The following is a 25,263-nucleotide window of genomic DNA, read 5'->3' as shown; positions in this document are numbered from 1 at the left end:
CGTCAGGGGCCGACGCTGAACTCGACGTACTGGGGCTCGATGAAGTCGAAAGTCGTTCCGCCCTGAAGGGTGAAGCCCGTGGCGACCCACTCCGTGTTGTTCGGATGGCTGGTCGCACAACTGAGGTAGTCACCCCAGATACCGCCGGCCGGACCGTGGGTGCTGTCGCGCGTCCCCTGCAACACCCAGCCGGGTGGGTCCAGATAGCCCACGACGTGACGAGGGTTGAACACTCCGCCACCGCCGTAGAAGAGGGAGATCCCGACCACGCCGTTGGCGTTGGGGCAGGTCGCGGGGTACGCCCAGGCCCAGCCGGGGTTCCAGATGTCCGGCTCCGCCACGACCGCCGATGTGGCCCCGTCGACCACGAGGCCCTTGATCCAGGGTTGTGGGCGACTGCTCGTGGGGAGGGCGTGCCAGAGGAAACCGACCTTGCCTCCCGTGACCCATCCGGCGGTGGCCCTGGCGTGCACCTTCCCCAGCCAATTGGTGCCGCTCGGACAGTTCGAGACATAGGTGCCCGGCACCGTACTCCCCGTCCAGGCTCCGGGCGTGCTGACGACGGCCTTGCCCAGGGAGCTCCCGACGGCGTCCGGCCACCGGAAGATCCGTACCGGATTCTGCACGGCCTCCGACATGAAGTACATGTCCGTGGTCGCACCGCGCGTGAGGCAGAAAGAGCTGTCCGTCGTGATCTTGTAGTAGACGTAGGACAGTTGATGCTGCGCCAGGTGGGCCAGCGAGATCTTGAAGACGATCGCGGCGACCGCCGTACCGGCGTGAAAGACGTTGTACGTGATGTAGAGATGGTTGTCGGTGGTCGCCATGTCGGGGCGGTCGAACTCGGTGTTCGTGGCCCATGCGGCGTCGAAGAGGCCGGGGCTGAACTCCCAGGAGAACCACGACCCGGGGGCGGGTGTCCCGTCGGTGGAGACGGCCAGCCGGAAGACGTTCGATCCGTTGAGCGGGCTCGTCCTGTACTGCAGGAGCCAGATCCACAGGTTCCGTGAGCGCTCGTGCAGCGTCATCTGGTCACAGCACAGGCCGCCGGCTGCGAAGGGGAACGTCGTGTACGGATCGACATGCGTCCACGTCGAGCCACCGTCCTGCGAACGGCTGGCGTAGACGTTCCCCGTCACGAAGGCATGGTTCAGGACCCGAGCGGCGGTCGGTTCGTCGTCCAGCGTCGTGATGGGGCCCGTCGCGGCGTCGTTCAGCCCGATGTTCCGGACCAGGTTCACGGATGGCATGCGGCGCCACCTCGTTTCGCGCTAGTCGCCCCGGTCGGCTTCCCGGGGGGCGGGGGCGACGTCCGTGGGCGGGACGTCGGCGTGGCGAGGGCGTGTGGGGGCTTGCTTCGCTTGGTGCCGGGCGAGCCTGGCGCGTTCGCGCCGTGCGATCTCCCGTCCGCGAGGGGGCAGCTCCCGCGGCAGCTTCGCGGCCTCCTGCGGGCTCACGACCGGGATGGCGGGACCGGGCTGCGGGTGTTCGGACACGGGTTCATACCCGGCTGATTCGGATTCAGGGTGTTCGGACACAGAGGGTTCGTACGCGTCACCAGTCATGAGAAACCTCTTGACGTCAGATGCGGGCGACGATGTCGCGGCCGCACCGCCCCGGTATCTCCATCCTGCCCCCACACGGGAGTCGGCGCAGCTCGACTCCTCCCGGCCGAGCCGGCCACGGCCCGCCGGCTTCTGGGCGCACAGGTTCTCCCAGGCAGGCCTCCACGGCGCCGCTGCTCATGAGAAGGCGGCCACTCTGGTCGCGACCAGGCGTGGAGCGCTCGTGGACGGCCTCACGCAGACGGTTGCGGTCGGTGCGGTCAAGCAGGAGCGGTGGCGAGGCGACGGAGTGGCTGAGACCTTGCTGGTCCGTCGGCATCTTGGCCAGGCGGTTGCCGACGTTGCGGATGCCGGCGGTGGCGGTCAGGTCGGCGGCGTCGACGCTGATCTGGTACGCGGTGCCGATGGCCTCGAAGCAGCCGATCAGCACCCGGAGTGGGTCATCAGCACCAGACGCCCGCCCACTGCTGTGTCCAGCCTTCGCGGTGGGCGTTCACGAGTGAGGCCTCGACAGCAAGGCCGAAGGCGAGGTCTCCCTCCTGCCACAGCAGGCGGCGTCGAGTCAGCTCGTCCAGCGCCGGCTCGGCCTGTTCGGGCAGCAGAGCCCCCTCTGCTGCCAGAGCGCGGACCGCCCGGTGGATGTTGCAAGGACGTTCGTCGAGTTCCAAGTAGAGCCGTGTGGCCGGAGCCGACAGCATGTAGGAGTCGGGCTCGGATGCGAAACGACTGTCCCTGATCTCGAGTCGACGTAGACCCGGCGGCCCTTTACGGCCTGCCGGTCGTGGACCCCAACGACATCGGTTCCGACTGGTGGGCGGGAATGAACTACTGGCCCGATGTCCGCGGTGAGGTCATCAGGCGTCACAAGGTGATGCGGTACGACTTCGGGACACCGTTGGGCCTCGGACGCGCCGTGTACAACAACACGTCAGATCCGATCAAGCGGACAATCGGCGGCGAGGTAACAGCGGGCACGTCATCCACGTGGTCAATTTCTTCGACGCTCGAAGCCTCGTTCTTCAACGTGGTCAAAGCGTCCGTGGGGTCCGGATTCTCGCAGACATGGAACAGCGAGACGAAGTTCAGCGGTTCCCTTGAGGTGACCATCTCACCCGGGCACATGAGCTGGCTGGAGGTGAAGCCTGTGATGCGCACCCTTGACAGCGACTTCGTCGCCGTCATGACCGTGATGGGCTTCCCCAGTGCGCGGCGGTTCAGTGGACTCGTCACGGCACCCGGGGTGGAAGGCAGTCTTCAAGACGTGGTTGTGGTGAAGGAGGCTCTGATTCCTCCCGCGACGGCGGAGAGCTCGGCCTCAGCCACGGCGACGCCGTATCCCGAAAGCGCTGTGGTTCGCCACCACGACGACGGAACGGTCTCTCTGCCGGCGCACCTGGCCGCCCTTGTCCTGGGCGATTCCGCCAAGAGTAAGGAGGTTACAGACGAGGCCCGCCCCGCGAACCCAGCGGGCACGACGTAGGTGTGCGGCTGCCGGTGCGTGCTCGGGTGTCGGCAGTGGCTCGCGGGTGAGTTGGGTGCTCAGGCTCGCAGGCCGGTGACTTCGCCTACGTGGCGCAGGCTCGGGGTGAGGAGGACTTCGTGCAGCTACTGGAAGACCTGACGTGTCGTCACCGCGTTGCAGTCCGGTGGCAGTAGTTCGGTGGGCAGGCCCGGATCCAGGTAAGTAAGTCGACGCCATTGGGTGAGCAGTGGGACGTAGTGGCGGAAGGCCTCGGCGGGTTCGGGCTCCGTCTCGGTCGCCGCCAGGCGGGCGGCCACCGGTGCGTAGGCGTCGATGAACTCCGCGTACTGCTTCTGGATCGCCGGGAAGTCCCACCACAAGCTCACCGTGCCCGGCAGGTCGCTGAAGGCCGCGTACTCTGGCATATTCACCGACGGGAGTTCGCCGTGGCCGCCACCACAGCCGCACCGCCGAACACCACGCCCCGCCGCCACATTGCCGTCATCCCCTGCCGCTGGCGGGGCCTCCCGGTTTCCGGGGAAGCCCCTGGCGCAGCTCGGGGGCAAGCCGCTGCCGTGGCACGTCCACCAGCGCTGCCTGGAGACGAAGCGCCTCGACGGCGTGGTCGTCGCCACCGATGACGAGCGCATCGAGCATGCGTGCCACGAACTAGGCATCCAGTGCGTGCGCACCGGAGAACACCTCACCGGCACCGACCGGGTCGCGGAGTGCGCGGAGCACCTTCCCGCCGATGCGTACATCAACGTCCAGGGCGACGAGCCGTTCATCTCGCCCGCCGCGATCGACGCCGTTTCCGAGGCTCTGGAGCAACTGGCGCACGGAACGCTCGCAGTGAACGCGTACACGGAGCTGGACGACGTCGGTGCCGTCCTGGACCACAACGTCGTCGAGGTCGTCGTCGATATCGAGCCCAACGCCCTGATGTTCTCCAGGCAGCCGATCCCCTACCCGCGCGGGGACCGGCCGAGTTACCTGCGTCAGCTCGGCGTCGTGGATGAAGGGACGGCGGTCGATACACCGGAGGACCTGGCGAGAGCCGGCATGCTCCGTCGTTCTGAGCCCTCTCCGATGACGATCCAGGCCCCCGCAGCTCCGTGAAACCGATCGCGAGAACGGCGTCGGCGCGACGGGCCCGGGGCCCGAAAACCCAAGCGTCACAGGCGTATCGAACCTCGGCGTGTCGGCCACTGGTGGATGGATGGGCGTCCGGGCCGAACAAGGATCCATGGGCTCTACATGCGACGCCGAGCCCGCCATCTCGGGGTTCCGGCATCGGCTCAAACACGCGTGTTCGATATCGGGGTCCACGTCGTTGACCTTGGTGTCGTCACGCAAGGCAGGCAGATCAGTGAGGGAGGACGCAGTTGAGCACAGCGGGCACACGCGAGTTCAAGCAGAACGACACGGTTCCACCTCCGCCGCCGGCGGAGATCCAGTACACGGGGGAATACTCCGTCAACCCCCTCGGTGAAGCCTCCCTCCGCACGCTCTGCGCGCAGGTCCCGAAGGTGCTGCACCGCATCATCGTCATGTCGTGGCGTATCGACCGACGGGCGGTGCTGTTCCTCTTGGCCTGTCCCGTGGTCACCGGTGCCGCGGCGGCGGTGCTACTCGCGGCGACCGCCCGCGCGATGCGCCCGCTCTTCGGTACGGGAACCGTCGCCGACAGGCTGCACGAGGCCCTGCCGGCTCTGGCCGTCGCCGGCGGCGCTGCCGCGCTGACCCGCGTGGCGGCCACCGTGGCCACGTACGCCGAGCGCCGCATCACGCCCCGGCTCACCACCGAGACGGACACCGCCCTGGTGGCGGCGGTGTGCCGGGTCGAGGCGTCGGCGTACGCGGTCGACGGCTTCTCCGACCGGCAGGAGGCCGCGGAGATGGGCGTGATCCGCACCCATGTGATGGTCGCCGATGCCCAGCGGTTCCTCTCGGCGCTCGTCAGGATGGTCACGGCCGCGGGAGTGCTCAGCGTGCTCAACCCGCTGATGCTTCCACTGCTCTTGCTCGCCGTGCTCCCGGCCGGCGTCGGCGCGGTGCTCACCGCGCGCGTCGACTACGAGATCCACTACGCGAACATCGCGGACCGCAACGTCCGCGGCATGATGCGCTGGTGGTCCACATCGCCCAAGTACGGCGACGAGGTGCGCGCGAACTCGATGACGGACTACCTGCTGTTCTGGTACCGCTCCCTGTCCGACCGGTGCGACCGACGGACCCTGGCCGCGGCTCCGCGCACGCTACGGATCCAGCTGCTCTCCTCCCTCGTCGCCGGCGTCTTCCTTGTCGCGACCTGGGGAGGACTCGCCTGGCTCGCCGCCACCGGCCGTATCGCGCTCGCGCTCGCCGCGACGGCCGTCGTCGCCGTACAGACCACACTCGCCGCCCTCTCCCAGGTGATCATCAACGGCGCCGCCCTGTTCCACACCAGCCTCTATCTGTCCGACATGCAGGCATTCCTGGACGATGCCGATGCCCGGGCCCCCAAGCGCGGGAACCTCGGGGTCACCCCCGCGGAGGAGATCTGCCTGGAGGAGGCCGTCTACCAGTACCCGGGGAAGGACGCGCCGGCCGTCGACGGCGTTTCCCTCACCTTGCGCCGCGGTGAGATTCTGGCGATCGTCGGCGTCAACGGCTCCGGCAAGTCGACCCTCACCCGCCTCATCACCGGGATCTACCTCGCCGACAAGGGCCGCGTCACCTGGAACGGCAGCGACCTCGCCGAGACCGACCCGGCCACCGTCTGGCGGCAGACCGGCCTGGTCCCCCAGATCTTCGCCCAATGGCCCCTGCGCGTCCGCGAGAACGTGACCCTCGGACAGCCCCGCACCCACGACGACGGCCCCGTGTGGGACGCCGTCGACGCCGTCGGCATGCGCGAGGCCGTCGAGGACCTCCCCGCCGGCCTCGACACCCTCCTCGCCCGCGAGATCTTCGGCGGCGCGGAACTGTCCGGCGGACAGTGGCAGCGCCTCGCCTGCTCACGAGCCCTGTACCGCCGCCCGTCCCTGCTGATCCTGGACGAGCCCACCTCCCAGATGGACCCGCGCGGCGAGCATCAGATCTTCGAACAGATCAAGGCCATCGCCGCCGACCGCATCACCATCGTGGTCACCCACCGCCTGGAGAACACCAAGGTCGCCGACCACATCATCGTGATGGAGCACGGCCGGATCACCGAACAGGGCCGCTACGACGACCTCGTCCACGCGGGCGGAACCTTCGCCGAGCTCTTGGAACTCTCCCAGGACCGCTGACCGCCCCTTCCGACCCCGACCGAGGAGCTGCTCGTGATCACCACCGAGGAACCCCGTGGGACTGCCGCACTGCTGGTCGACTCCCGCGGCCGGTACCTGCTGCACCTGCGCGACGCGAACAAACCCATTTGCGACCCCGGCACGTGGAGCATCCCGGGAGGCGACCGCGAAGGAGCGGAGACCTGCCGCGAGGCGGTCGAGCGGGAGCTGCGGGAGGAGACCGGCCTGACCGTGCCGCTGGAGGAGTTCACCGTCGTGGACAGTGTGGGCCCGGACGGGACCAAGGGCCGCATCCGGGTATACCTCGGCGCCTGGGACGGCGAGGCCGACGAACTGCCGTGCCCCGAGGGAATCATGTTCCGGCACTTCGACGCCGCGACCCTGCCGTATCTGACGATGTGCCCCTGGACGCAGGAGGTCATCGACCTCCACCAGGCCCGCAACCCCGTCCCGCCCCCTGTGCCGGCACAAGTACGCCCGGGCAGCCGAGCACGCCTGAACATCGTTGGCGTGCACCTCTACCTGGAACAGGACGGCAAGGTGCTGCTCGGCCTGCGCCACCCCGACGCCGCGTTTGCGGCCTCCACCCACCACTTCCTCGCCGGACACTGCGAGCAGGAGTCCGCCGTCGGATGTCTGGTCCGTGAGGCGGAGGAAGAGGCCGGGCTGGTCATCGACCCCGCGCATGTTGAGCTGGCTCACGTCGTACACATGGTGGACGAGCCGGGCGGCCGGCCCCGGATCGGAATGGTCTTCCGCGCGCACCGCTGGGAGGGCAAGCCGGTGGTGCGTGAGCCGGACCGGTGCGTCAGCTGGGATTGGTGGCCGGTCGACACGCTTCCCTCTCCGATCGTGCCCTACACCCGGGCCGCGATCGACGGCATTCGGGCCGGCCGCCTCTACAGCGAACTCGGCTGGGCCTGAACCGCCGTGCCAACCACTCGCGCTCACATGCCCAGCGGCATCCCAGCGCTCCTTCTCCTCGGCCGGGACCGGGCGGGCGAGCCACCGACCGCGAGCCGGGCACACGAAGCGAGGCGATCTGGGCCGATACCTCCTGCCCGCCCGACTCGTGCCACGCCGTCGCCCACGAGGCACTGCGCCACGTCGTCGGCCGCCGGAACGTCGGCGTCACCGCCCCGGACGCTCCGGACGGAGGTGAAGCCGCGTGACGGTCTCCACCCGGGGACCACGGACCACCGCGTGGGCGATCCCGACCTTCAGGTACCTGCTCGGCAGTGAGTCCGCGAGCCTGTCCGGGTCGGCGGTGAGCGCCATCGCCCTGCCTGCGCTCGCCGTCCTCGAACTCCATGCCAGCACCGGGGAGGCGGCCGTGCTGGCCTTCCTCGGTCAGCTCCCGAGCACGCTCGCGCTGTGGGCCGGTGCTCTGTCCGACCGGTACGCGAAGCGCCCCCAGCTGATCGTCTCGGACCTGGCGGCGGCTGCGGCTCTCGCCACGGTCCCGGCCGCCGCCCTGGCCGGCGTGCTCACCATCGGCCAGCTGTATGTGGTGTCGCTCGTGCTCGGCGCGGCCAAGGTGCAGCACGACGCCGCGGCCATCTCTCTCCTGCCGGGCATCGTCGAGCCCCACCAGTTGCAGGGCGCGAACTCCCGGCTCGGGGCGGCGTCCTCGGTGGCTGACAGCGTCGGCAGCAACGCGGGCGCGGCGCTCGTCGGCACCGTCGGCCCGGCGCGGTCGGTCCTCGCCGACGTCGCTTCCTTCCTGGTCTCAGCCGTACTCGTCTGGTACATCCGTACGCCCGAACCGCTCGCCCACTCGTCCACGAAGCACCGCAGCCTCGGGCGGGATATCGCCGAGGGTGTGCGGTACGTGATCGGGCAGCCCACGATCCGCACGGTGATCGCCGCCCTGTCCACGCTTTCCTTCGGCCTGGCGATCACGAACACGTACTGGGCGTATCACCTGCTGACAACGCTCGGGGCGTCCCCGACCGCGTTCGAGGTGATCATGGGTGTCGGCGGCGCGGGGAGCCTGGCCGGTGCGCTGCTCGCAGCGAGGATTTCGGTCCGGATCGGCGTCGGCCCGACACCGGCCGAGCCCGCACCGGCCGCGATCATCATCGGGTTCGCGGTCAGCCCCGTCGCCCAGGTACCGCTGCTGCTCGCCGGACCCGGCCGTGGCTGGCAGATCGCTCTGGCCGCGACGCTCGCCGTGCAGCTGTTCTGGGCGACGGCGTCAGGGGTCAGCCAGAGATCGCTCCGCCAGATCCTGTGCGACCCGCGCTTTCAGGGACGGATGCAGGCGGTCAGCACCACGGTGACCGCCGGAAGCCGTCCCCTGGCCGCCGCGACCGCCGGCGCCCTGACGCTCCTCCTCGACGTACGGGCCGTCCTCGCCGTAGGCGCGCTCCTCCAGGTCGTGCCCGTGGTCCTGCTGGTGGCCTCCCCCGTCCGAGCCCTGCGGGACATGCCCGCCCCACCCGACTCCCCGGCCGTGCCGCCCGCCCGTGAAGGAGCATCATGACCACCACCGCGTCCACCGCGAGCGCCTCCTACTGGGAGCCGCTGTGGGCCCAGGGCCGCCGCTACCGGCAGCTCGACGACGCAGAGAGGCGGCTGCTGGACGAGCACATCGGCCCCGGCCGCGCCCGCCCGGCCCTCGACATCGGCAGCGGCGACGGCGCCATGGCCCGGCACCTCCATCACGAGCTCGGGTACCGCACGACCGGCGTCGACTGCTCCCCCAGCGCCATCGCGCTCGCAGCCGCCCAGGACACCGGCCCATGCCCCGGGCCGGTCTGGAAGTGCCTGGACATCACCACCGACGACCTCACCGCCCTACCGGAACCGGCGTACGCGGTCATCACCTGTCGCCTGGTCTACCGGTGGATGGACGACAAGGCGGCGTTCCTCATCCGAGTCCGCCAACTCCTCGCCCCGGGTGGCGTGTTCTGGATCGTCAATGAAATCACCGGCCGCCGGACCACCACCGATCCCGCTCTCCTGGGGCTTGGGATCACCCCTGCGGAAGCCGAGACCCTCACAGCCGGATGGTCCGTCGTACGCACCGCCGACCTCGACGTCCTGCGCTGCTACGCCCTGCGCCCCTGACCACCCCCTCTGCTGCCGGCGCAACCGGGGCGACGTCGTCCGGCTGACGGTCCCCGTCCTGGTCACCACCTGGAGCGGCGTCCCTCACGAGCGGGAGAAGGCCATCGGCGCCTGGCGGTTCTGGCCCTTGGACGCGCTTCCGCAACCCCTGTTCGTGCCCAGCAGCCAGTGGCTGACAGCCAGGACCCCCACTCTTCCGCTCGATCACCCCGCCGCCTCATTCCAGCCCTACAGCAGCGCCGGGCGTGCCTGGCACCGGTGTTGATTGATCCGCACCGAAGCGATCATCGCCACCAGGCCCTGAACGAACCCTCCGCCGACTCGGGTACGACCCCACCGCGAGGGAGCGGCCGAATGGCTGTGGCCCGGACGAGGTGCTGACTCAGTTGTTCTGCTCAGCGCGGGGCCGCATCATCCGCTGCACAGCTTCCGTCGGCGGGAGGAGCACATCGAGGATGCGTTGGCAGTCAGCACGCGCCAGCGGCTCGGAAATACTGCATTCATACCCAACCAGAAGAGAGGTGGTTGACGAGAGCAGTCAAGTGAAGCCAACCTCGCTGCCGTCCGGACTCATAGACACTTAGCTTGTTCTTTATCTTCGGCGGTCTGCGGCTGGATCGGGCGGGCCCATAAAGGCGTCGAGCTCTTCGATGATCTTGCGGAGCTCGCGGGCTCCGCGAGGCGACATTGCTCGGATCACGCCGTCGAGTAGGGCACGGCCTTCGAGAGGGTTGCCGCAGCAGTACCAGTGCACGTTGCCGAACTCGTCGTCGTGCCAGAGCTCGCGCGCGGGCCTGTGAACGTAGTCCTTCCACAGGCGCAATGCCGCACTGATGTCGCCCGGTTGGAGGTAGTTCCGGCTGTGTTCAAGGCGCACGATCTCGGACAGCGCTCGCGAGGAGAGGCGGTCAATGGCCGGCCTTGAGCGCTGTGACTGCCGCCGGTCCGGGCTCCCGGCCCGGATGCGTCCTGGCCGTCTACGCGGCATGGACCTTTCGGTTGGTCGTCATGCCGCACATGGTGCCACAAGGTCGAACGGTGTCTCGAACGAGTTCGCTCGCCTGGGGATTCGCCGGACGTGGGGGCGGCCTTCGTCTGATCATGTGCTCCGACCAAGGAGTACACGTGACCACGACGAAGGCCGCGAGGGTGAGTCTGCTGCAGCACAATGTCCGGCGGGAAGCGTTCGCGGAAGCGTCACGTTTCCGGGGAGACTTCTACGAGTGCCTGACCGCTCGGCGCGACGAGTTGTTCGAGCTGGCGGACGCGGTGCTGTGTGCGGACGGTGCGGTGAAGTCCCCGGTGGACTTGACGCTGTTGCCCGAGCATCGTCGCGGGCACGGAGCGATGTACGGCGGCTTGAACCGCGGCCGCATCGACGTTGGCCGGCTGCGGACGGTGCTGGCCGGGCTGCCGCTGCCGCGTTTCGACGGCGGGCGCCTGGTCCTGGCGGTCGATGTGTCGCCGTGGCTGCGTTCGGACGCGCCGTGCTCGGCGGAGCGGCTGTTCTGCCACGTCTATGGCCGTGCGAGAACGGCGTCGCAGTTCATTCCGGGCTGGCCCTACTCCTTCGTCGCCGTACTGGAGCCGGGCGCCACCTCCTGGACCGCGATCCTGGACGTGGTCCGCCTCGGACCGGCGGACGACGCGACCGCGGTCACCGCCGCCCAGTTGAGGGGTGTCATTGAGCGGCTCATCGCCGCGGGCCAGTGGCAGGCCGGGGACCCGCATATCGTGATCGTCAGCGATGCCGGCTACGACGTCACCCGCCTGGCCTGGGTCCTGCGCGACCTCCCCGTTGAGCTGGTCGGCCGGGTCCGCTCCGACCGCGTCATGCGTCTGCCGAAACCACCGAGGATGCACGGCGTCAACGGCCGGCCGCCCAAGCACGGCCCGGAATTCCGCTTCACCAAGCCGGAGACCTGGCCCGAGCCCGCCATCACCACCGTCACTGACACCACCAACTACGGAAAGGCCGAAACCCAGGCATGGGACCGGGTCCACCCAAGACTCACTCACCGCTCTTCCTGGCTTGACCACGATGGTGAACTTCCGTTGGTCGAAGGTACGTTGATGCGGTTGAAGGTCGAGCATCTATCGATGGACCGGGACGCCCCGCCGGTGTGGTTATGGTCCTCCAAGACCGGAGCCACCCCCGACGATGTGGACCGCTTCTGGCAGGCATTTCTCCGCCGCTTCGACCTGGAGCACACCTTCCGCTTCGCGAAGCAGACCCTCGGATGGACCACCCCGAAACTCCGCACTCCCGAGGCAGCGGACCGCTGGACCTGGATCCTGATCGTCGCTTACACCCAGCTCCGGCTCGCCCGGCCCCTCGCCGCGGACCTCCGCCGCCCCTGGGAGCAACCCACCATTCCCAGCCGGCTCACCCCGGCCCGGGTCCGCCGAGGGTTCAGGAACATCCGCGCCCACCTCGCCTGCCCGACCCGTGTTCCCAAACCCCGAGGCACCGGCCCCGGACGGCCACCCGGCACCAAGAACAAACACCGGGCACCCCGCTACGACGTCGGCAAAACCGTCAAACGCCCCGAGACCCTCAAGGCCATCGGCAAGCCCGGAAGATCTTGGTAGATAAAGAACAAGCTTAGAGGCTGTCTCACGTCGCAAGTTCCACGAGCTTCTTCAGTAGCTCGGGGTGGTGGCCATGGCCAGGCTTCGGCTCTGCCGGTCGTTGCGGTCCACGTACGGGATCTTGAGACCACGAGTAGTCCATGGCAGGCTCGTGCCGCATGATCGATGAATTCGCGAAGGGCACCCTGCACGGGAGACTGCGGCGGGACCGCAAGGCGCTGCTCTGGAAACTCGACGGCTTGTCCGAATACGACGCCCGCCGACCTTTGACAGCGACCGGGACCAACCTCCTCGGCCTGGTCAAACACGTGGCCAGCGTCGGGCGAGGTCTTCGGCCGGCCGTCCCCGGAACCGTTGCCCCGGTGGCAGGACCAGGACGGCAGCGATCTGTGGGCGACTGAGGACGAGGCGCGCGATCAGATCATCGAGTCCTACCGGCGCACGTGGGAACACTCGGACGCGACGATCGACGAGCTTGCCCTCGATGCCCCCGGCCACGTGCCGTGGTGGCCGGAGCCTTGTCCCAACACGAACCTGTTCGCCATCTTGGTCCACGTCCTCGGCGAGACCAACCGGCATGCCGGGCACGCCGACATCCTGCGCGAAGGCGTGGACGGCCGAACCGGGATGCGCCCCGAACACGAGATGCAGATCGATGAGGACGCTCGCATCGCCTACTGCGCGAAGATCGAGCAGGCCGCCAGATCGGCCGCATCAGTCAAGGCATAGAAGGCGGTCTTACGTGACTTGATGCTTGATGTTCGAGCGGCATCATGCCGGCCGTGAGTGCTGGTCTGTCGAAGCGTCTGGTTCCTGATGAGCTCTGGGAGCTGGTCGCCCCGTTACTGCCGTCGTGCGCGGCTCGACCGCAAGGTGGCGGGACCGCTCCGCGTGACGAGCGGGCCGTGTTCACCGCAGTGGTGTACGTGCTGACCAGCGGCTGTGCCTGGCGGCATCTGTCGCCGACGTTCGGCACGTCCTCCGCCACCGCGCATCGCCGCTTCACGGTATGGACCGAGGCAGGCCTGTGGCGTCGGCTGCATCGAGCGGTGCTGGACGAACTCGGGGTCGGGGCGAGGTGGACTGGACCTCGACGATCGTCGACGCGGCCTGCGTTCGCGCCAGAAAGGGGGGATCGCTGACGGGGCCGAACCCGGTCGATCGCGGCAAGAAGGGCCGCCGGGGACCACGGCGGCGCCGGCCCGTCAAACTCCGTGCCGATAAGGCGTACTACTCCGCCGACCACCTCAGCTGACTGCGCGAGCGTGGGTTCGTCGCGCGTATCGCGCGGCCAGGCATCGAGTCCGGCGAACGCCTCGGTCGGCACCGCTGGAAGATCGCGCGGTCGATCGCTTGGCTCTTCGGCTACCGCCGCCTGCCCCTCCGATACGAACGAAAGGGCTCGCACTTCCTCGCCTTCCTCGGCCTGGCCGCTGCCCTGACCTGCTACAAGAAGCTCGCGAAACTTGCCACGTGAGACGCCCTCATAGAAACAGGACTCCCGGCATGACCCACGCCCTTACGCGTCTTCTTGAAATCGCCCCAGCGCCGAGCGAGCCCCGCCAGAAAGACTGGGGCGAGGTCGAGCGCAGGCTTGGGGTTGAGCTTCCCGCCGACTACAAGGAGCTCATCCACGTCTATGGAGGAAGCAACTGGGACGACTATCTGTACGTCCTCGAGCCCGGCTGCCCCAACGAGAACTACGACCTCACCGAATGGGCAGAGAACCAGGCCGAAGACCTGGAAGACCTGTGGGAATTCGAGAAAAAGCCGGCGGAGTTGGAGGTCGAGGGGTCCCGAGTCATCCCATGGGCGACCACGGACAACGGAGAATGCGTCTACTGGCTTGTTCACCCCGGCCTCGAGCCGGATCAATGGACCGTCATGGTGAACGAGGCGCGCGGCGACCGGTGGGAGCATTTCTCCGTATCCTGCACGCAATTCCTCGCGTCTGCCCTTGACGGAGAGTTACAGTCGAACATCCTCTCATCCTTGTTCCCCCGCGCTACACATGAATTCCGCCAACTCGGTGCGGTATGACGACGCGACGCGCTGTCGGCCCCTGGCGCTTAGCCCGTGCCTGCCGACGCATCATCCCTGATCGCCCCTGGCTCGTGACGAGCTCGGCCCGCATCCGGAGGCCGCTGACAGCGAGATCCCGAGCCTGCTGGAACGTCGCGCGCAGGTCCCCGACCCCGCGCGATCCGGGGGGCTCGCCGACCGGCAGCCCCGGGCAACGGGCCGGGTGGGCTGGCCGTCGACGGGAAGTCACCGCGGGTGCGGCCGCGCCGCGGGGCGGACGAGCCGAATCGACCGAGTCAGCCGGCGAGGCAACATGGCGCCAGATCACCGGTCAGCCGACCCGGCGTTTCTCGTGACCATTGTTCTCGCCTGCCGGTGACGCTTGGCGGGGGTACGTGGCGAACACTCCCTGATACCTGGATTCCCGGCCAGAACGGAGCTCGATCCCATGTCTGATCGAACCCGTCGTCCCCACCTCCCGGACGAGTGCGGGTCGACCGGGGTCGAGGTGCGGGCCGGGTGTGGCCGCGGGGGCGAGGGGCCGGGGTCCTGTCGCCCGCTGGGGTGAGGGGTCGTTCCGGCGCGTGAGGAGTGGACGCGCCGGTGGCAGGGATGAGTGCTGGGCGCTGTCTCATGCGTCCGTTCGCGTTCACCGGTGTGATGACGGCTGTGCCGCCATTGGAGAGGAGCGTCCGGAATGGGGCACGGAGGAAACGTCATCGAAGAACTGACCGCCGACCACCGTGAGGTCGACGCGATGTTCGCTCAGCTCGACACGGCCGCCGCCGGTGACGCCGAGCGACGGGAACTGGCCGACCGGCTGACCATGGAGCTGGTACGGCACGCGGTGGCGGAGGAGCAGCATCTCTACCCGGCGGTCCGCCGGTACGTGGACGACGGGGACGACCTCGCCGACAAGGAGATCGCCGACCACGGCGAGGTCGAGCGGCTGCTGAAGGATCTGGAGGGGCGCGAGCCCGGTGACGCGGCCTTCGGCACGCTCGTCGCTCAGGTCAGGGAGAACGTCACCGCGCATGTCCGGGACGAGGAGGAGCGCCTCTTCCCCCTGCTGGCCGAGTCGTGCCCGCCCGCACTCCTCGACGAGCTGGGCGAGAAGGTGCGCAGGTCCAAGGAGACCGCCCCGACCCGTCCCCATCCCGCCGCCCCGGACAAGCCTCCGCTGAACAAGATCCTCGCGCCCGGCGCCGGGTTCGTCGACCGCCTCCGCGACGCGCTCAGCGGCCGCGGCAAGTAGCTGCCGGGGCGGGCGCCCGCGACGGCCCCGGGTCGGCCCCGACGGTGTGTGTAGGCCGGTGCCCGGCGGGTAGACGCCGGGTCGATCCGATGCGGGGGCCGCCCTCGCCGCCCTGTCCTCCCGGCGGCGGGGGCGTCTAACGGAGGGCATCCGGTCGGGCCGGCTCCTTCTCCGGGCCGTGCCATTCGGCGAGGAGGACCGTGGCGTCGTCGTTGAGCTGACCGTCGTGGTGGTCGAGGACGGCGTGGACGAGGCGGCGCAGGGTCTCCGGGACGGGCAGTGCGGCTGCCTGCTGGCGGACGATGAAGTCGACGAAGCGGTCGAGTCCGAACTGGCCGCCGTGGCGGTCGCGGGCCTCGGTGATGCCGTCCGTGTAGAAGATCACCCGGTCGCCCGCCTGAAGCTGCTCGTGGTGCACGTGGGCGGGAAGCGCGAGGTCGGTTCCCAGCGGGTGGGTGGGCGGGCGGTCGAGCGCGGTGATCCAGCGCCCCTCGCGAATGAGGATGGGCGGTAGGTGACCGCAGTTGATCCAGGTGAGGACGCCCGTGGCCAGGTCGAGATCGGCGAGGACGGCGGTGGCGTAGCGGTCGTGACTGAACTGCTCGATCAGCGTTCCCTCGATGCCGTCGCGCACCTGCTGGAGGCCGGAACCCTGGCGGCGCTGGTTGCGGCAGGTGGCCATCGCCAGGTTGGCGGTGAGACCGGCGGCCGTGTCGTGTCCCATGGCGTCGAAGATCGCGAGATGGGCGACGTGGCCCGCCAGCGCGTAGTCGAAGGCGTCGCCGGCGGTGGTGTACGCCGGTTCCATGGCGGCGGCGATGGTGACGTGATGTCCGCTGTAGGTACGCGGCGGCATCAGCGTCCACTGCATCTCCGCCGACACCGACATGGGCTCCAGGCGGGTCAGCCGGGCGTAGGAGTCGCTGCACGGCCGCTGGGACACCAGCATCAGCCCCACGACGCTGGCCAGGTCCTCCATGGCCTGCCGGGCCGCCGCGTCCGGCTCCCCCAGGACTGTCAGGCCGAGTACGCCCAGGCGCTCCGTGCCGTCCAGGAGCGGGATCCAGTACCGCGTGCCCGATCCGCCGGGTGAGGAGCGGACGGCGGTGCTCTGGAAGACCCGTCCCGCCAGCGTGCCGTCGACCTTCAGCTCCTGCCCGCCCCGGCCGGCGTCGAGGCCCTCTCCGGTGATCTCCCGCAGGGTGTCCTCCCGCAGGTCCACCACATAGATGCGCGCCTGATCGAAGCCCCCGGCAGAGGCGTACCGCCTCACCAGGGCCGGGAGCTGCTCGAAGGCGGCCGTATGGCTGGCTCTGAGCAGCCCGGTGAGCATTCGCGCGTGATCGGCGGCAGCGGCCATGTACTCATCCTTCAGCGAAGGCGCTCACTCCACCACACAGAGCGTCGGGATGGCCGCCGTGGCGTCGGGGGCGGCGGGGGCACGAAGGCCGGCTGACGCGCCCGCCGGGCGAGAGGAGGGCGCGTGCGATGCGGGTCCCGGCCCCCGCCGGAGGATGCGGCGCAGGGGCCGGGTTCCGTACACCGGATCGAACCCCTCGGCGGCGACGTGAGGGCTGGCCGCTTCCTCGATCTACGACGCGCGCCCGGTGGACGCCCACTGCGCGGCGAGGCGCACGGCCTGCACGGCGCCTTCCGGGTCGGCGGTGGAGACGGAGAGGCGGGCGAATCGGCGGCCCGGGAGCAGATCGACGACGGCCACCGGGCCGGGGGTACGTACGGCGACGAAGTCGACGCCGCCCGCATGCCGCCACGTGCCCAAGCAGAAGCGCCCCGGTCGCCAACGCCCGCGCGCGGTGGTGCCCCGCAGGGTGCGCCACCAGTCCGCCTCGACCCTCGCCCCCTGCACGTCGGCGAGGGGCACCCGTACCTCTTTCCGCCGGGCGACGAGCGCCTCTCGCCACGACAGCCGTACGACCACGTCTTTGTTGTGAACCAGCAGGCGGGCCATGGGCCATCACCCCCTCCGTACCTCGCGGGCGTGGGTCGGGGTCCGGCTCACCGCGTCGTGCGTGCGTGTTCGGGACGCTGCTGGTCCCGGTTCCCTCTGATCGTCATGAGAGACGCCGCCGCGGCGAGTACGAGCACGATGCCGGCGGTCACATCCAGGATCTTGTTGCCCTCGGCGATCGCGGTGTTCTGCAGGCCGAGCAGGAACGGTGCGGCGATCATCCACGCGCCCAGCCCTCCGACCACCAGATCGGAACGAGCGCTGCTGCCGCGGTAGAGCCGCCGCCCCACGACGAAGAGCAGAGCGATCCCGACGATCAGCTCGTTCATCTGGGCGTCCTTGGGGCCCGCCTGCGAGACCATCGGGCCCAGGACCAGAGCGACGGCCGCCAGGAGCATCGGCAGGCTCAGGAGCTGGTCGTGAACGGCGCTCCGGAATTCCCGCCTGGCGGCACGATCCCGGGGTACGTGGTTGTGGCCGTATGCGCTGTGGCCGTATGCGCCCATGGGGGCCTCCTCTCACCTCGGGCCAGTGCCCACCTCACCCGTCGGCATTCGTCCTCGGGGCTTCTCAGCCGAGAAAGGCGATCAGGAAGGCGGCCGTGCCGAACAGGGCCATCGCGGTCACGGCCAGGGCAAGGGTGCGACGGCGCAGCAGGTCGTAACGGTCGCTGTACTCCCCGCGGAGTTCGGCCGCACGCTCGACGACGGCGTGCAGCATCTGCCGGCGGAGCGCGAGGTGCTCGTCGGCGAAGCGGCGGGCGATCTCCTCCCGCTCCAGGGGACCGAGCCAGGACAGAGCGCGGGCGAAGTCCTCCCCCGCCCTCCTCGCTTCGCTCAGCACCGCCTGGCTCATGAGGTAGCCCTCGAGGCGGGCCAGGCCGGCGGCCGTCTCATCGCGGTCCATCGGGGACCTGCCCTCAGCGGGGCGCTGGGCCGTGCTCGCCGGCGTCCGGCCCCTGGTGCGTCGCCGCGGAGGAATCGTCGATCACGTCGCGCTTGCCCGACTTGCCGACGTCCAGGGCGGCCATCTCCGGGTAGTGCAGGTCGAAGGCCGGGGATTCGGAACGGATCTTCGGCAGGGTGACGAAGTTGTGCCGCGGGGGCGGGCAGGAGGTCACCCACTCCAGGGAGCGTCCGAAGCCCCAGGGGTCGTCGACGGTGACCCGCGAGGCGACCTTCGCCGTCTTCCAGACGTTGTAGAAGAACGGCAGGGTGGACATCCCCAACAGGAAGGCGCCGATGCTCGACACCGTGTTCAGAGCGGTGAAGCCGTCGGCATCGAGGTAGTCGGCGTAGCGGCGGGGCATGCCCTCGGCGCCGAGCCAGTGCTGCACGAGAAACGTGCTGTGGAACCCGATGAAAAGGGTCCAGAAATGGATCTTTCCGAGACGTTCGTCGAGCATCGTGCCGGTCATCTTCGGCCACCAGAAGTAGAAGCCGGCGAACATGGCGAAAACGACGGTGCCGAAGACGACGTAATGGAAATGGGCCACGACGAAGTAGGTGTCGGTGACGTGGAAGTCCATGGGGGGCGAGGCCAGGACGATGCCGGTCAGGCCGCCGAACAGGAAGGTCACCAGGAATCCGATCGACCACAGCATCGGTGTCTCGAAGGACAGCGACCCCTTCCACATGGTGCCGATCCAGTTGAAGAACTTCACCCCCGTCGGCACGGCGATGAGGAACGTCAGGAAGGAGAAGAACGGCAGCAGCACCGCGCCGGTGGCGAACATGTGATGCGCCCAGACGGTGGCCGAGAGGCCGGCGATCGCGATCGTAGCCGCGATCAGACCGATGTAGCCGAAGATCGGTTTACGGGAGAACACCGGCAGGATCTCGCTGACGATGCCGAAGAACGGCAGCGCGATGATGTACACCTCGGGGTGACCGAAGAACCAGAACAGGTGCTGCCACAGCAGGGCACCGCCGTTCTCCGCGTCGAAGACGTGCGAGCCGAACTGCCGGTCGGACTCCAGGACCAGCAACGCCGCCGCCAGGACCGGGAACGCCAGCAGGACCAGGACCGACGTGAGCAGGACGTTCCAGGTGAAGATCGGCATCCGGAACATCGTCATGCCCGGGGCCCGCATGCAGATGATGGTCGTGATGAAGTTGACGGCACCCAGAATCGTCCCGAATCCGCTGAGCGCCAGCCCCATGACCCACATGTCGCCTCCCACGTAGGGAGTGCGTTCCCCGCCGCTGAGCGGCGTGTAGGCGGTCCAGCCGAAGTCCGCCGTCCCCTGCGTCGTGAAAATGCCCCCGAAGGCGATGAGGCCACCGAAGAGGAAAAGCCAGTAGGAAAGCATGTTCAGGCGGGGAAAGGCGACGTCCGGAGAGCCGATCTGCAGCGGCATGATCGCGTTGGCGAACCCCGCGAAGGTCGGCGTCGCGAAAAGCAGCAGCATCACCGTGCCGTGCAGGGTGAACGCCTGGTTGTACTGCTCGGGCGACAGGATCTGAATCCCGGGCCGCGCCAATTCGGCCCGGATGAACAGCGCGAGGAGGCCACCCAGCAGGAAGAACACGAACGACGTGATCAGATAAAGATGGCCGATCTTCTTGTGATCGGTCGTGGTCACCCAGGACACGACGACGGTCCCGAGGCTCCGGCCCGGTACGGGAATGGGGGTGACCGGTTCTGTCGACGTCGCCATGAGACCTCTCGCAGAAGTGGGCCGCGTCCGGGCGCGGCGGTGCTGCCGTTATCTCGACCCCGGCCTTTCTACTCCTGTCGGCCCTGCCGATCTCTGTGCAGCGCGGGCGCGGACGGGTGAAAACACACGAAGGCGGCTGCCGGGCGGCGAGGGCTCAGGCGCCGAGCTTGTCGACGGCGTCGCTCAGGGACGCTGCCAGGCGCGTCACCTCCTCGTCGGTGGGGGACCCGCTCATCCGGTCGCGGAGCTCCCCGCGCGAGACGAGTACGGCCGCTCCGCGGAAGTCGTCGCTGTCGAGGGCGGCCTGCGCGACGACCTCGGCTCGGCCCTCCAGCAGCACGATCGCGGCGCCGTCCTCCGTCGCGTCCAGGAGCTCCCGTACGAGAGCCTCGTCGATGACCACGTCCTCACCTGCCTTCCTCGCCGCACCGCGTCACACCGCACCGCAGTATCGTCACGCGGCGTGGCGTGAGGCCTCTACCGGGTGCTCCGGCGCCGGGGTGGCGAGCCGCGCCTCGACGCGGCCGTTCGTGACACGGGTGTCGAAGACGGGCTGCGGGGCGGTCGCGGGGCCGCGTACGTTCCAGCCGTCGGCCAGACGGAAGACGCTGCCGTGCCAGGGGCAGCGCACGCAGCCGTCGACGACGGTCCCCTCGGACAGGGGGCCGCCCATGTGACTGCACGATTCGGCGAGGACGTGCACCTGCTCGCCGCTCTCCCGCACGACGAGAACGGGGACGTCGTCGACGTGGCGCCGTACCGCCTCGCCGACGGGGAAGTCCGCGACGGCGCCGATGGGGTGCCACCCCGGCTCCACGAGCTGCGGCACCGCTTCGGCGTGGTTGGCGCCGGATGCCTGCCGGTAGGCCAGGTGGCCGCCGATGGCGCCGCCGACACTCACCGTGAGCAGCCCGGCGAAGCCCAGCGCCTTGCCGAGCACGGGGCGGCCGCGCATGCGCGCGGTGAACGATCCCGCGTACAGGCCGACCGCGGTGATGTTCACCGCCGCGTGCATCAGCCCCACCCTCATCTGGCGGCGCTGCAACTCCGCCCAGTCCACCCAGCCGGCGATCGCCGCCGGGGCGACGGCCGCGAGACCCACGCCGACGAGGGCGTGCGCCGCGCGCCGTTGTCCGGGGAGCAGGTCGAGCACCGCGGCGGACACCCATGTGCCGATGGGCACCTGCACCAGCAGGGGGTGCAGGGGGTGGCCGAGCCAGCGCCCGTGCAGTGCGTCCCGCCCGTCCCCGAGCGGGAGCGCCCGCACCGCGCCCCTGACACGGTCGACCAGCCCGTCCAGCGCTGCGGCGCCCTCCACACGGTCCATCCCCCGCAAGATCCATCCGGGGCCCTCCGACGACGGCAGCACGCGCCTCGCGGCTCGCGTGCCGGCGCTGACGACAGGGGCCCGGCCGTCGGATTTCGGTGATGTGTTCATGGGGGGCGGCTAACCGCTCGGCGCTCGCGGAAACGACGGTGCCGCCGACCGCGTGGGCCCGGCGGGCGCGGCAGGGGCCGCCGCCGTGCGCGGCACGGGTGGAGGGGCGGTCGTCAGGGCCGGCGCGGTCCGGTGAGAGCGGCCTCGAGGGCCTCGCCTGTCATCTCGATGACGACGGCATCGTCTCGCGTGTCCGCCGGCAGATGCGCGCGCTCTTCCGCCCGGCGCACGACCCCGGCCCTGCTCGGGTCGATGACGACCGCGCCGAGACGGGAGACGAGCTCCGCGACGATCCCGTGCACGGCTCCGGCGTGCGGGCGCGAGATCAGGATGCCGTACCGGTCGGCGGACATCTCGGCCTCACCGCCGTCCGAGGCCCGGATCCAGAACCCCGAAGTCCCATCCTCACCCACCGTGAGCCGTGGGTCTCCGACCTCGTGCGGTTCCAGAACCGCACGCTCCACCGCCATGGCCGGTGGCACGGGCGCCCCACCGCCGTCGACGAACGTGAAGATGAGCGGACTCCAGGCCACGACTCCCCCTCCGCGTCCGGCGGAAGCGAACGGGCTCCGTACGGGGGAAAGGGGAGTAGCCACTCCATTTCCACTCTCAACGTATAGCGCAGGAGGGGGCTTGCGGCAAGGCCCCGATCATGGCGCAGAATCTCCGGACTGGCCCGGAACAGGCGGAACTTGGGAGTCACGAAGTGCGTGTGGTGTTGTCGACGTACGGGGCGCGCGGAAGCGTCGAACCGGTGGCGGGACTCGCGGTGCGGTTGCGGGAACTCGGCGCGGAGGTGCGGATGTGCGCGCCGCCGGACGAGGAGTTCGCGGAGCGGCTGGCCGAGATCGGAGTGCCGCTGGTGCCGACCGGTCGGCCGGTGCGGCCGGTGGTGACCTCGGTGACGCCGGGGTCGGCGGTCGGACTGGCGCAGCGCGCGGCCGAGTTGATGGCCGCGCAGTTCGACACGGTCGCCGCGGCGGCCGAGGGATGTGACGCGCTGGTGGCGACCGGGCCGCTGCCGGTCACGGCCGGCGCGCGGTCGGTGGCCGAGAAACTGGGCATCCGTTACGTGCACGTGAGCCACCAGCCGGTCGTCCTGCCCTCGCCGTACCGTCGGCCGCCCGCGCGGCGGGGCCGGCCGTTGCCGACGGACGAGACCGACAACCGGGCGCTGTGGGACCTGGACGCCCGGATCGCGCAGACGATGTTCGGCGAGATGCTCGACAACCAACGGTCGTCGATCGGCCTGCCGCCGGTGGACAACGTCCGCGACTACGCCTTCACCGACCGGCCGTGGCTGGCCACCGACCCCGTCCTGGACCCGTGGCGGCAGACGCCGGACCTCGATGTGGTGCAGACCGGAGCGTGGACCCTGACCGACGAACGCCCGCTGCCCGTCGGGCTGTCGGCGTTCCTGGACGCCGGCGAGCCGCCGGTTTACGTGGGTTTCGGCAGCACGCCCATGAGCGCCCCGAAGGATGTCACCCGGGTGGCCGTCGAGGCGATCCGCGCGCAGGGCCGTCGCGTGATCCTCTCCCGCGGCTGGGCCGGCCTGGCCCCCGTCGACGACCGGGACGACTGTTTCGTCGTCGGCGAGATCAATCACCAGGCTCTGTTCCGCCGGGTGGCCGCTGTCGTGCACCACGGCAGCGCCGGCACGACGGCGACCGCCACGGGTGCAGGCGCGCCTCAGGTGGTCGTACCGCAGGGGGCGGACCATCCGTACTGGGCCGGCCGGGTGGCCGACCTGGGGATCGGCGCGGCGCATGACGGTCCGGCTCCGACCGTCGAGTCCCTGACGGCCGCGCTCGGCACGGCCTTGGCCCCGGAGACCGGCGTACGAGCGAAGGCGGTGGCCCGCACGGTCCGCGCCGACGGGGCGACGGTGGCGGCGCAGCTGCTGCTCGACGCGGCCGGCGGAGACGCGCCGTCGGTGTCCGCGGGCAGCGACGCCCAGCGCGGTGTGACGTCGTCCGCGCGGTGAGGCCGGGGGTGTGATGTCGGGGGCGCGCCGACGCGCCCTCGACCGTCTGGAACTCGCGCGGGACCGCTACCCGACCGTCCTCGGGGCCCACCGCCTCTCCGCGACGCGGCCCGAGGGGCCTTCCCCAGGGCTCCGTGGCATCGTGGGGCGCATGAGCATCGAGGTTCGGCCGGCTTCGGTCTTCGAGGACGTACAGGCGTTGCTCGGGCCGAAGTCGCCCGACGCCAACGTCTGCTGGTGTCTGAGTTACCGGATCCCGTCGAAGCTGAACGGGGAGCTTCGCGGGCCGGCCCGGGGCGCGTACGTCGCCGAGCTGTGCCGCGGGCGGCCCCCGCCGGGGGTGCTCGCCTACGACGGTGACGAGCCGGTCGGCTGGGCGGCCGTGGCCCCCCGCTCCGACACCGCCTTCGCGCGCAGCCGCCGGATCCCGCATGTCGACGATCTGCCGGTCTGGTCCCTGTGGTGCGTCCGCGTGCGGCCGGGTCATCGCAAGAAGGGCATCTCGCACGCGCTCATCGCCGGCGCGGTCGAGTTCGCCCGCTCCCAGGGAGCGCCGGCGATCGAGGCGTACCCGCTGGACAACGGCGCGGCCCGCGTCGACATGACGATGGCGTACGCCGGGATCAGGAAGAACTTCGAGCGTGCCGGGTTCACGTACGCCGCCGATACCACGTCGGTGCTGGCCGGTCACCCCCGTGTCCTGATGCGGCTCGATCTGCGCTGACCCCGCGGGCCGGTCCGCCGGGCCGGCGCCGGCAGACCGGTGCGTCCTCCGCGTCACCCACCCACGGCGCCGGGGACGGTGGTCGCGGTCGGGGCGGGGGGCTCGCCGGTCTCCGGTTCCTGTGCGGGGCCGTTGAGTTGCTCGCGCAGGTAGTTCCAGACCACGGCGATCAGCGCGGCCGCGGGGACGGCGAGGAGACTGCCCACGATGCCGGCCAGGTTGCCGCCCAGCGTCACCGCCAGCAGGACGACCGCCGCGTGCAGGCCGAGGCCGCGGCTCTGGATCATGGGCTGGAACACGTTGCCCTCGAGCTGCTGCACCACGACGATGATCGCCAGCACGATCAGCGCGTCGGTCAGGCCGTTCGACACGAGCGCGATGAGGACCGCGACCAGGCCGGCGAACAGGGCTCCGACGATCGGCACGAACGCGGAGACGAAGGTCAGCACGGCCAGCGGGAGCACCAGGGGCACGTCGAGGATCCACAGGCCGAGGCCGATGAACACGGCGTCGAGGAAACCGACGAAGGCCTGGGAGCGTACGAAGGCGCCCAGGGTGTCCCAGCCGCGCGCGGCCACGACGGGGACGTCGGTGGCGAGCCGGCCGGGGAGCTGGCGGGTGAGCCACGGCAGGAAGCGGGGACCGTCCTTGAGGAAGAAGAACATCAGGAAGAGCGCCAGGACGGCGGTGACGAGACCGTTGAACACGGTGCTCACGCCGGAGGCGATGGTGGTGACCATGTTTCCGACGCTGTCCTGGACGCGGGCGACGGCGGCGTCGAAGGCGCCGGAGATCTGGTCGTCGCCGATGTTCAGCGGCGGCCCGGCGGCCCACTCGCGCAGCTTCTGGATGCCCTCGACCACCCCGTCGGCCAGCTCCCCGGACTGGGAGGAAACGGGCACCGCGATCAGTGCGACGATGCCGGCGACAACCAGGAGGAACAGCACGGTGACGACGGCCGCGGCCAGGGCGGGCGCCCACCCACGGCGGCGCAGGAAGCGGGTCAGGGGCCAGGTCATGGTGGTGAGGAACAGGGCCACTATGAGCGGCCAGACGACCGACCACATCCGGCCCAGGACCCACAGGGTCACCGCAGTCATCACCAGGACGAGCAGCGACTGGCCGGAGGCACGTGCTGCCGTGCGCAGCGCGGCGGCGGTTTTCGTGGAACTCAACGTGGCAGACATGGGGTCACCCTATTGACACCCCCCTCGTGCCGAAGAACCGCTCCCGCTCCAGGGCA

25 protein-coding genes and 2 pseudogenes are annotated in these 25,263 nt (G+C 69.8%); 13 read left to right on the top strand and 14 right to left on the bottom strand.

The features are described 5' to 3' along the window. Window positions 1-2: 2 nt before the first annotated feature. The 3 genes from IE136_RS07130 to IE136_RS07120 form a co-directional block, all read right to left on the bottom strand. Entirely contained in the window at window positions 3-1,250 is a 1,248-nt protein-coding gene (locus IE136_RS07130) for a hypothetical protein (protein WP_158992460.1), read from the bottom strand. A 331-nt stretch (window positions 1,251-1,581) separates the two neighbouring features. Beyond that, window positions 1,582-1,995 (bottom strand): hypothetical protein, encoded by a 414-nt coding sequence (locus tag IE136_RS07125; RefSeq protein WP_189599844.1) that lies wholly within the window; start codon window positions 1,993-1,995, stop codon window positions 1,582-1,584. A 13-nt stretch (window positions 1,996-2,008) separates the two neighbouring features. Then, window positions 2,009-2,233 carry a hypothetical protein gene (locus IE136_RS07120; protein WP_162467815.1) on the bottom strand — a complete coding sequence of 75 codons (225 nt, stop codon included), beginning with the start codon at window positions 2,231-2,233 and terminating at the stop codon, window positions 2,009-2,011. Between the two features lie 113 nt (window positions 2,234-2,346). Here IE136_RS07120 and IE136_RS07115 point away from each other — a divergent pair, with 113 nt between their 5' ends. After that, window positions 2,347-3,045, top strand: coding sequence for a hypothetical protein (locus IE136_RS07115; RefSeq protein WP_189599843.1), 699 nt, complete (start codon window positions 2,347-2,349; stop codon window positions 3,043-3,045). 125 nt (window positions 3,046-3,170) lie between these two features. Here the strand turns inward: IE136_RS07115 and IE136_RS07110 are convergent, their stop codons facing one another. Next, on the bottom strand, window positions 3,171-3,452 hold the full coding sequence (locus IE136_RS07110; RefSeq protein WP_189599842.1) for a PaaX family transcriptional regulator C-terminal domain-containing protein: 282 nt from the start codon (window positions 3,450-3,452) through the stop codon (window positions 3,171-3,173). A gap of 70 nt (window positions 3,453-3,522) precedes the next feature. Here IE136_RS07110 and IE136_RS07105 point away from each other — a divergent pair, with 70 nt between their 5' ends. The 10 genes and pseudogenes from IE136_RS07105 (at window position 3,523) to IE136_RS07060 (ending at window position 15,243) form a co-directional block, all read left to right on the top strand. Further along, window positions 3,523-4,146, top strand: coding sequence for a cytidylyltransferase domain-containing protein (locus tag IE136_RS07105; protein WP_229818686.1), 624 nt, complete (start codon window positions 3,523-3,525; stop codon window positions 4,144-4,146). A gap of 431 nt (window positions 4,147-4,577) precedes the next feature. Further along, window positions 4,578-6,302: an ATP-binding cassette domain-containing protein gene (locus IE136_RS07100; RefSeq protein ID WP_373309031.1), complete on the top strand. Its 1,725-nt coding sequence runs from the start codon at window positions 4,578-4,580 to the stop codon at window positions 6,300-6,302. Window positions 6,303-6,335: 33 nt separating this feature from the next. Next, entirely contained in the window at window positions 6,336-7,226 is an 891-nt protein-coding gene (locus IE136_RS07095; protein WP_189599840.1) for an NUDIX hydrolase, read from the top strand. Between the two features lie 244 nt (window positions 7,227-7,470). Continuing rightward, window positions 7,471-8,787, top strand: coding sequence for an MFS transporter (locus tag IE136_RS07090; RefSeq protein ID WP_189599839.1), 1,317 nt, complete (start codon window positions 7,471-7,473; stop codon window positions 8,785-8,787). Next, entirely contained in the window at window positions 8,784-9,374 is a 591-nt protein-coding gene (locus IE136_RS07085; protein ID WP_189599838.1) for a class I SAM-dependent DNA methyltransferase, read from the top strand. Before IE136_RS07090 ends, IE136_RS07085 begins: the two co-directional genes overlap by 4 nt. Window positions 9,375-10,523: 1,149 nt before the next feature. After that, window positions 10,524-11,966 (top strand): NF041680 family putative transposase, encoded by a 1,443-nt coding sequence (locus IE136_RS07080; RefSeq protein ID WP_308432400.1) that lies wholly within the window; start codon window positions 10,524-10,526, stop codon window positions 11,964-11,966. A 158-nt stretch (window positions 11,967-12,124) separates the two neighbouring features. Beyond that, window positions 12,125-12,695, top strand: a pseudogene (locus IE136_RS07075) (DinB family protein). Between the two features lie 44 nt (window positions 12,696-12,739). After that, window positions 12,740-13,443 (top strand): annotated as a pseudogene (locus tag IE136_RS07070) (transposase). A 29-nt stretch (window positions 13,444-13,472) separates the two neighbouring features. Continuing rightward, the gene (locus IE136_RS07065; protein ID WP_189599836.1) at window positions 13,473-14,006 is read left to right on the top strand and encodes an SMI1/KNR4 family protein; all 534 of its coding nucleotides are present in this window, start codon (window positions 13,473-13,475) and stop codon (window positions 14,004-14,006) included. A 679-nt stretch (window positions 14,007-14,685) separates the two neighbouring features. Continuing rightward, window positions 14,686-15,243, top strand: coding sequence for a hemerythrin domain-containing protein (locus IE136_RS07060; RefSeq protein ID WP_189599835.1), 558 nt, complete (start codon window positions 14,686-14,688; stop codon window positions 15,241-15,243). 136 nt (window positions 15,244-15,379) lie between these two features. On the opposite strand, the gene IE136_RS07055 is transcribed toward IE136_RS07060, so the two are convergent. The 9 genes from IE136_RS07055 to IE136_RS07015 form a co-directional block, all read right to left on the bottom strand. Beyond that, the gene (locus tag IE136_RS07055; protein ID WP_229818685.1) at window positions 15,380-16,603 is read right to left on the bottom strand and encodes a PP2C family protein-serine/threonine phosphatase; all 1,224 of its coding nucleotides are present in this window, start codon (window positions 16,601-16,603) and stop codon (window positions 15,380-15,382) included. Window positions 16,604-16,627: 24 nt separating this feature from the next. After that, a complete protein-coding gene (locus IE136_RS36685) occupies window positions 16,628-16,834 on the bottom strand; it encodes a ClpB D2-like domain containing protein (RefSeq protein ID WP_158994905.1) in 207 nt (68 codons plus the stop codon). Continuing rightward, on the bottom strand, window positions 16,835-17,212 hold the full coding sequence (locus tag IE136_RS07045) for a hypothetical protein (protein ID WP_158992446.1): 378 nt from the start codon (window positions 17,210-17,212) through the stop codon (window positions 16,835-16,837). Between the two features lie 47 nt (window positions 17,213-17,259). After that, window positions 17,260-17,718 carry an SPW repeat domain-containing protein gene (locus IE136_RS07040; protein WP_189599834.1) on the bottom strand — a complete coding sequence of 153 codons (459 nt, stop codon included), beginning with the start codon at window positions 17,716-17,718 and terminating at the stop codon, window positions 17,260-17,262. Between the two features lie 64 nt (window positions 17,719-17,782). Continuing rightward, the gene (locus IE136_RS07035) at window positions 17,783-18,118 is read right to left on the bottom strand and encodes a hypothetical protein (RefSeq protein WP_158992443.1); all 336 of its coding nucleotides are present in this window, start codon (window positions 18,116-18,118) and stop codon (window positions 17,783-17,785) included. Window positions 18,119-18,131: 13 nt separating this feature from the next. Beyond that, the gene (ctaD, locus tag IE136_RS07030) at window positions 18,132-19,871 is read right to left on the bottom strand and encodes an aa3-type cytochrome oxidase subunit I (protein ID WP_158992441.1); all 1,740 of its coding nucleotides are present in this window, start codon (window positions 19,869-19,871) and stop codon (window positions 18,132-18,134) included. 154 nt (window positions 19,872-20,025) lie between these two features. Further along, window positions 20,026-20,274: a hypothetical protein gene (locus IE136_RS07025; RefSeq protein ID WP_189599833.1), complete on the bottom strand. Its 249-nt coding sequence runs from the start codon at window positions 20,272-20,274 to the stop codon at window positions 20,026-20,028. Window positions 20,275-20,325: 51 nt separating this feature from the next. Beyond that, window positions 20,326-21,198 (bottom strand): Rieske (2Fe-2S) protein, encoded by an 873-nt coding sequence (locus IE136_RS07020; protein WP_229818684.1) that lies wholly within the window; start codon window positions 21,196-21,198, stop codon window positions 20,326-20,328. A gap of 224 nt (window positions 21,199-21,422) precedes the next feature. Continuing rightward, complete coding sequence (locus tag IE136_RS07015) at window positions 21,423-21,842, bottom strand: hypothetical protein (protein WP_189599831.1); 420 nt, start codon at window positions 21,840-21,842, stop codon at window positions 21,423-21,425. 179 nt (window positions 21,843-22,021) lie between these two features. On the opposite strand from IE136_RS07015, the gene IE136_RS07010 reads away from it, so the two are divergent. After that, a complete protein-coding gene (locus IE136_RS07010; RefSeq protein ID WP_229818731.1) occupies window positions 22,022-23,296 on the top strand; it encodes a glycosyltransferase in 1,275 nt (424 codons plus the stop codon). Between the two features lie 151 nt (window positions 23,297-23,447). Beyond that, window positions 23,448-24,020: a GNAT family N-acetyltransferase gene (locus tag IE136_RS07005; RefSeq protein ID WP_158992431.1), complete on the top strand. Its 573-nt coding sequence runs from the start codon at window positions 23,448-23,450 to the stop codon at window positions 24,018-24,020. A gap of 53 nt (window positions 24,021-24,073) precedes the next feature. On the opposite strand, the gene IE136_RS07000 is transcribed toward IE136_RS07005, so the two are convergent. Next, on the bottom strand, window positions 24,074-25,207 hold the full coding sequence (locus IE136_RS07000) for an AI-2E family transporter (protein WP_189599829.1): 1,134 nt from the start codon (window positions 25,205-25,207) through the stop codon (window positions 24,074-24,076). Window positions 25,208-25,263: the final 56 nt, after the last annotated feature.

The organism is Streptomyces lateritius, from assembly GCF_014649715.1.
GTDB lineage: Bacteria > Actinomycetota > Actinomycetes > Streptomycetales > Streptomycetaceae > Streptomyces > Streptomyces lateritius.
The sequence above is the reverse complement of the archived record's forward strand: the minus strand, read 5'-3'. Positions and strand labels throughout refer to the sequence as shown.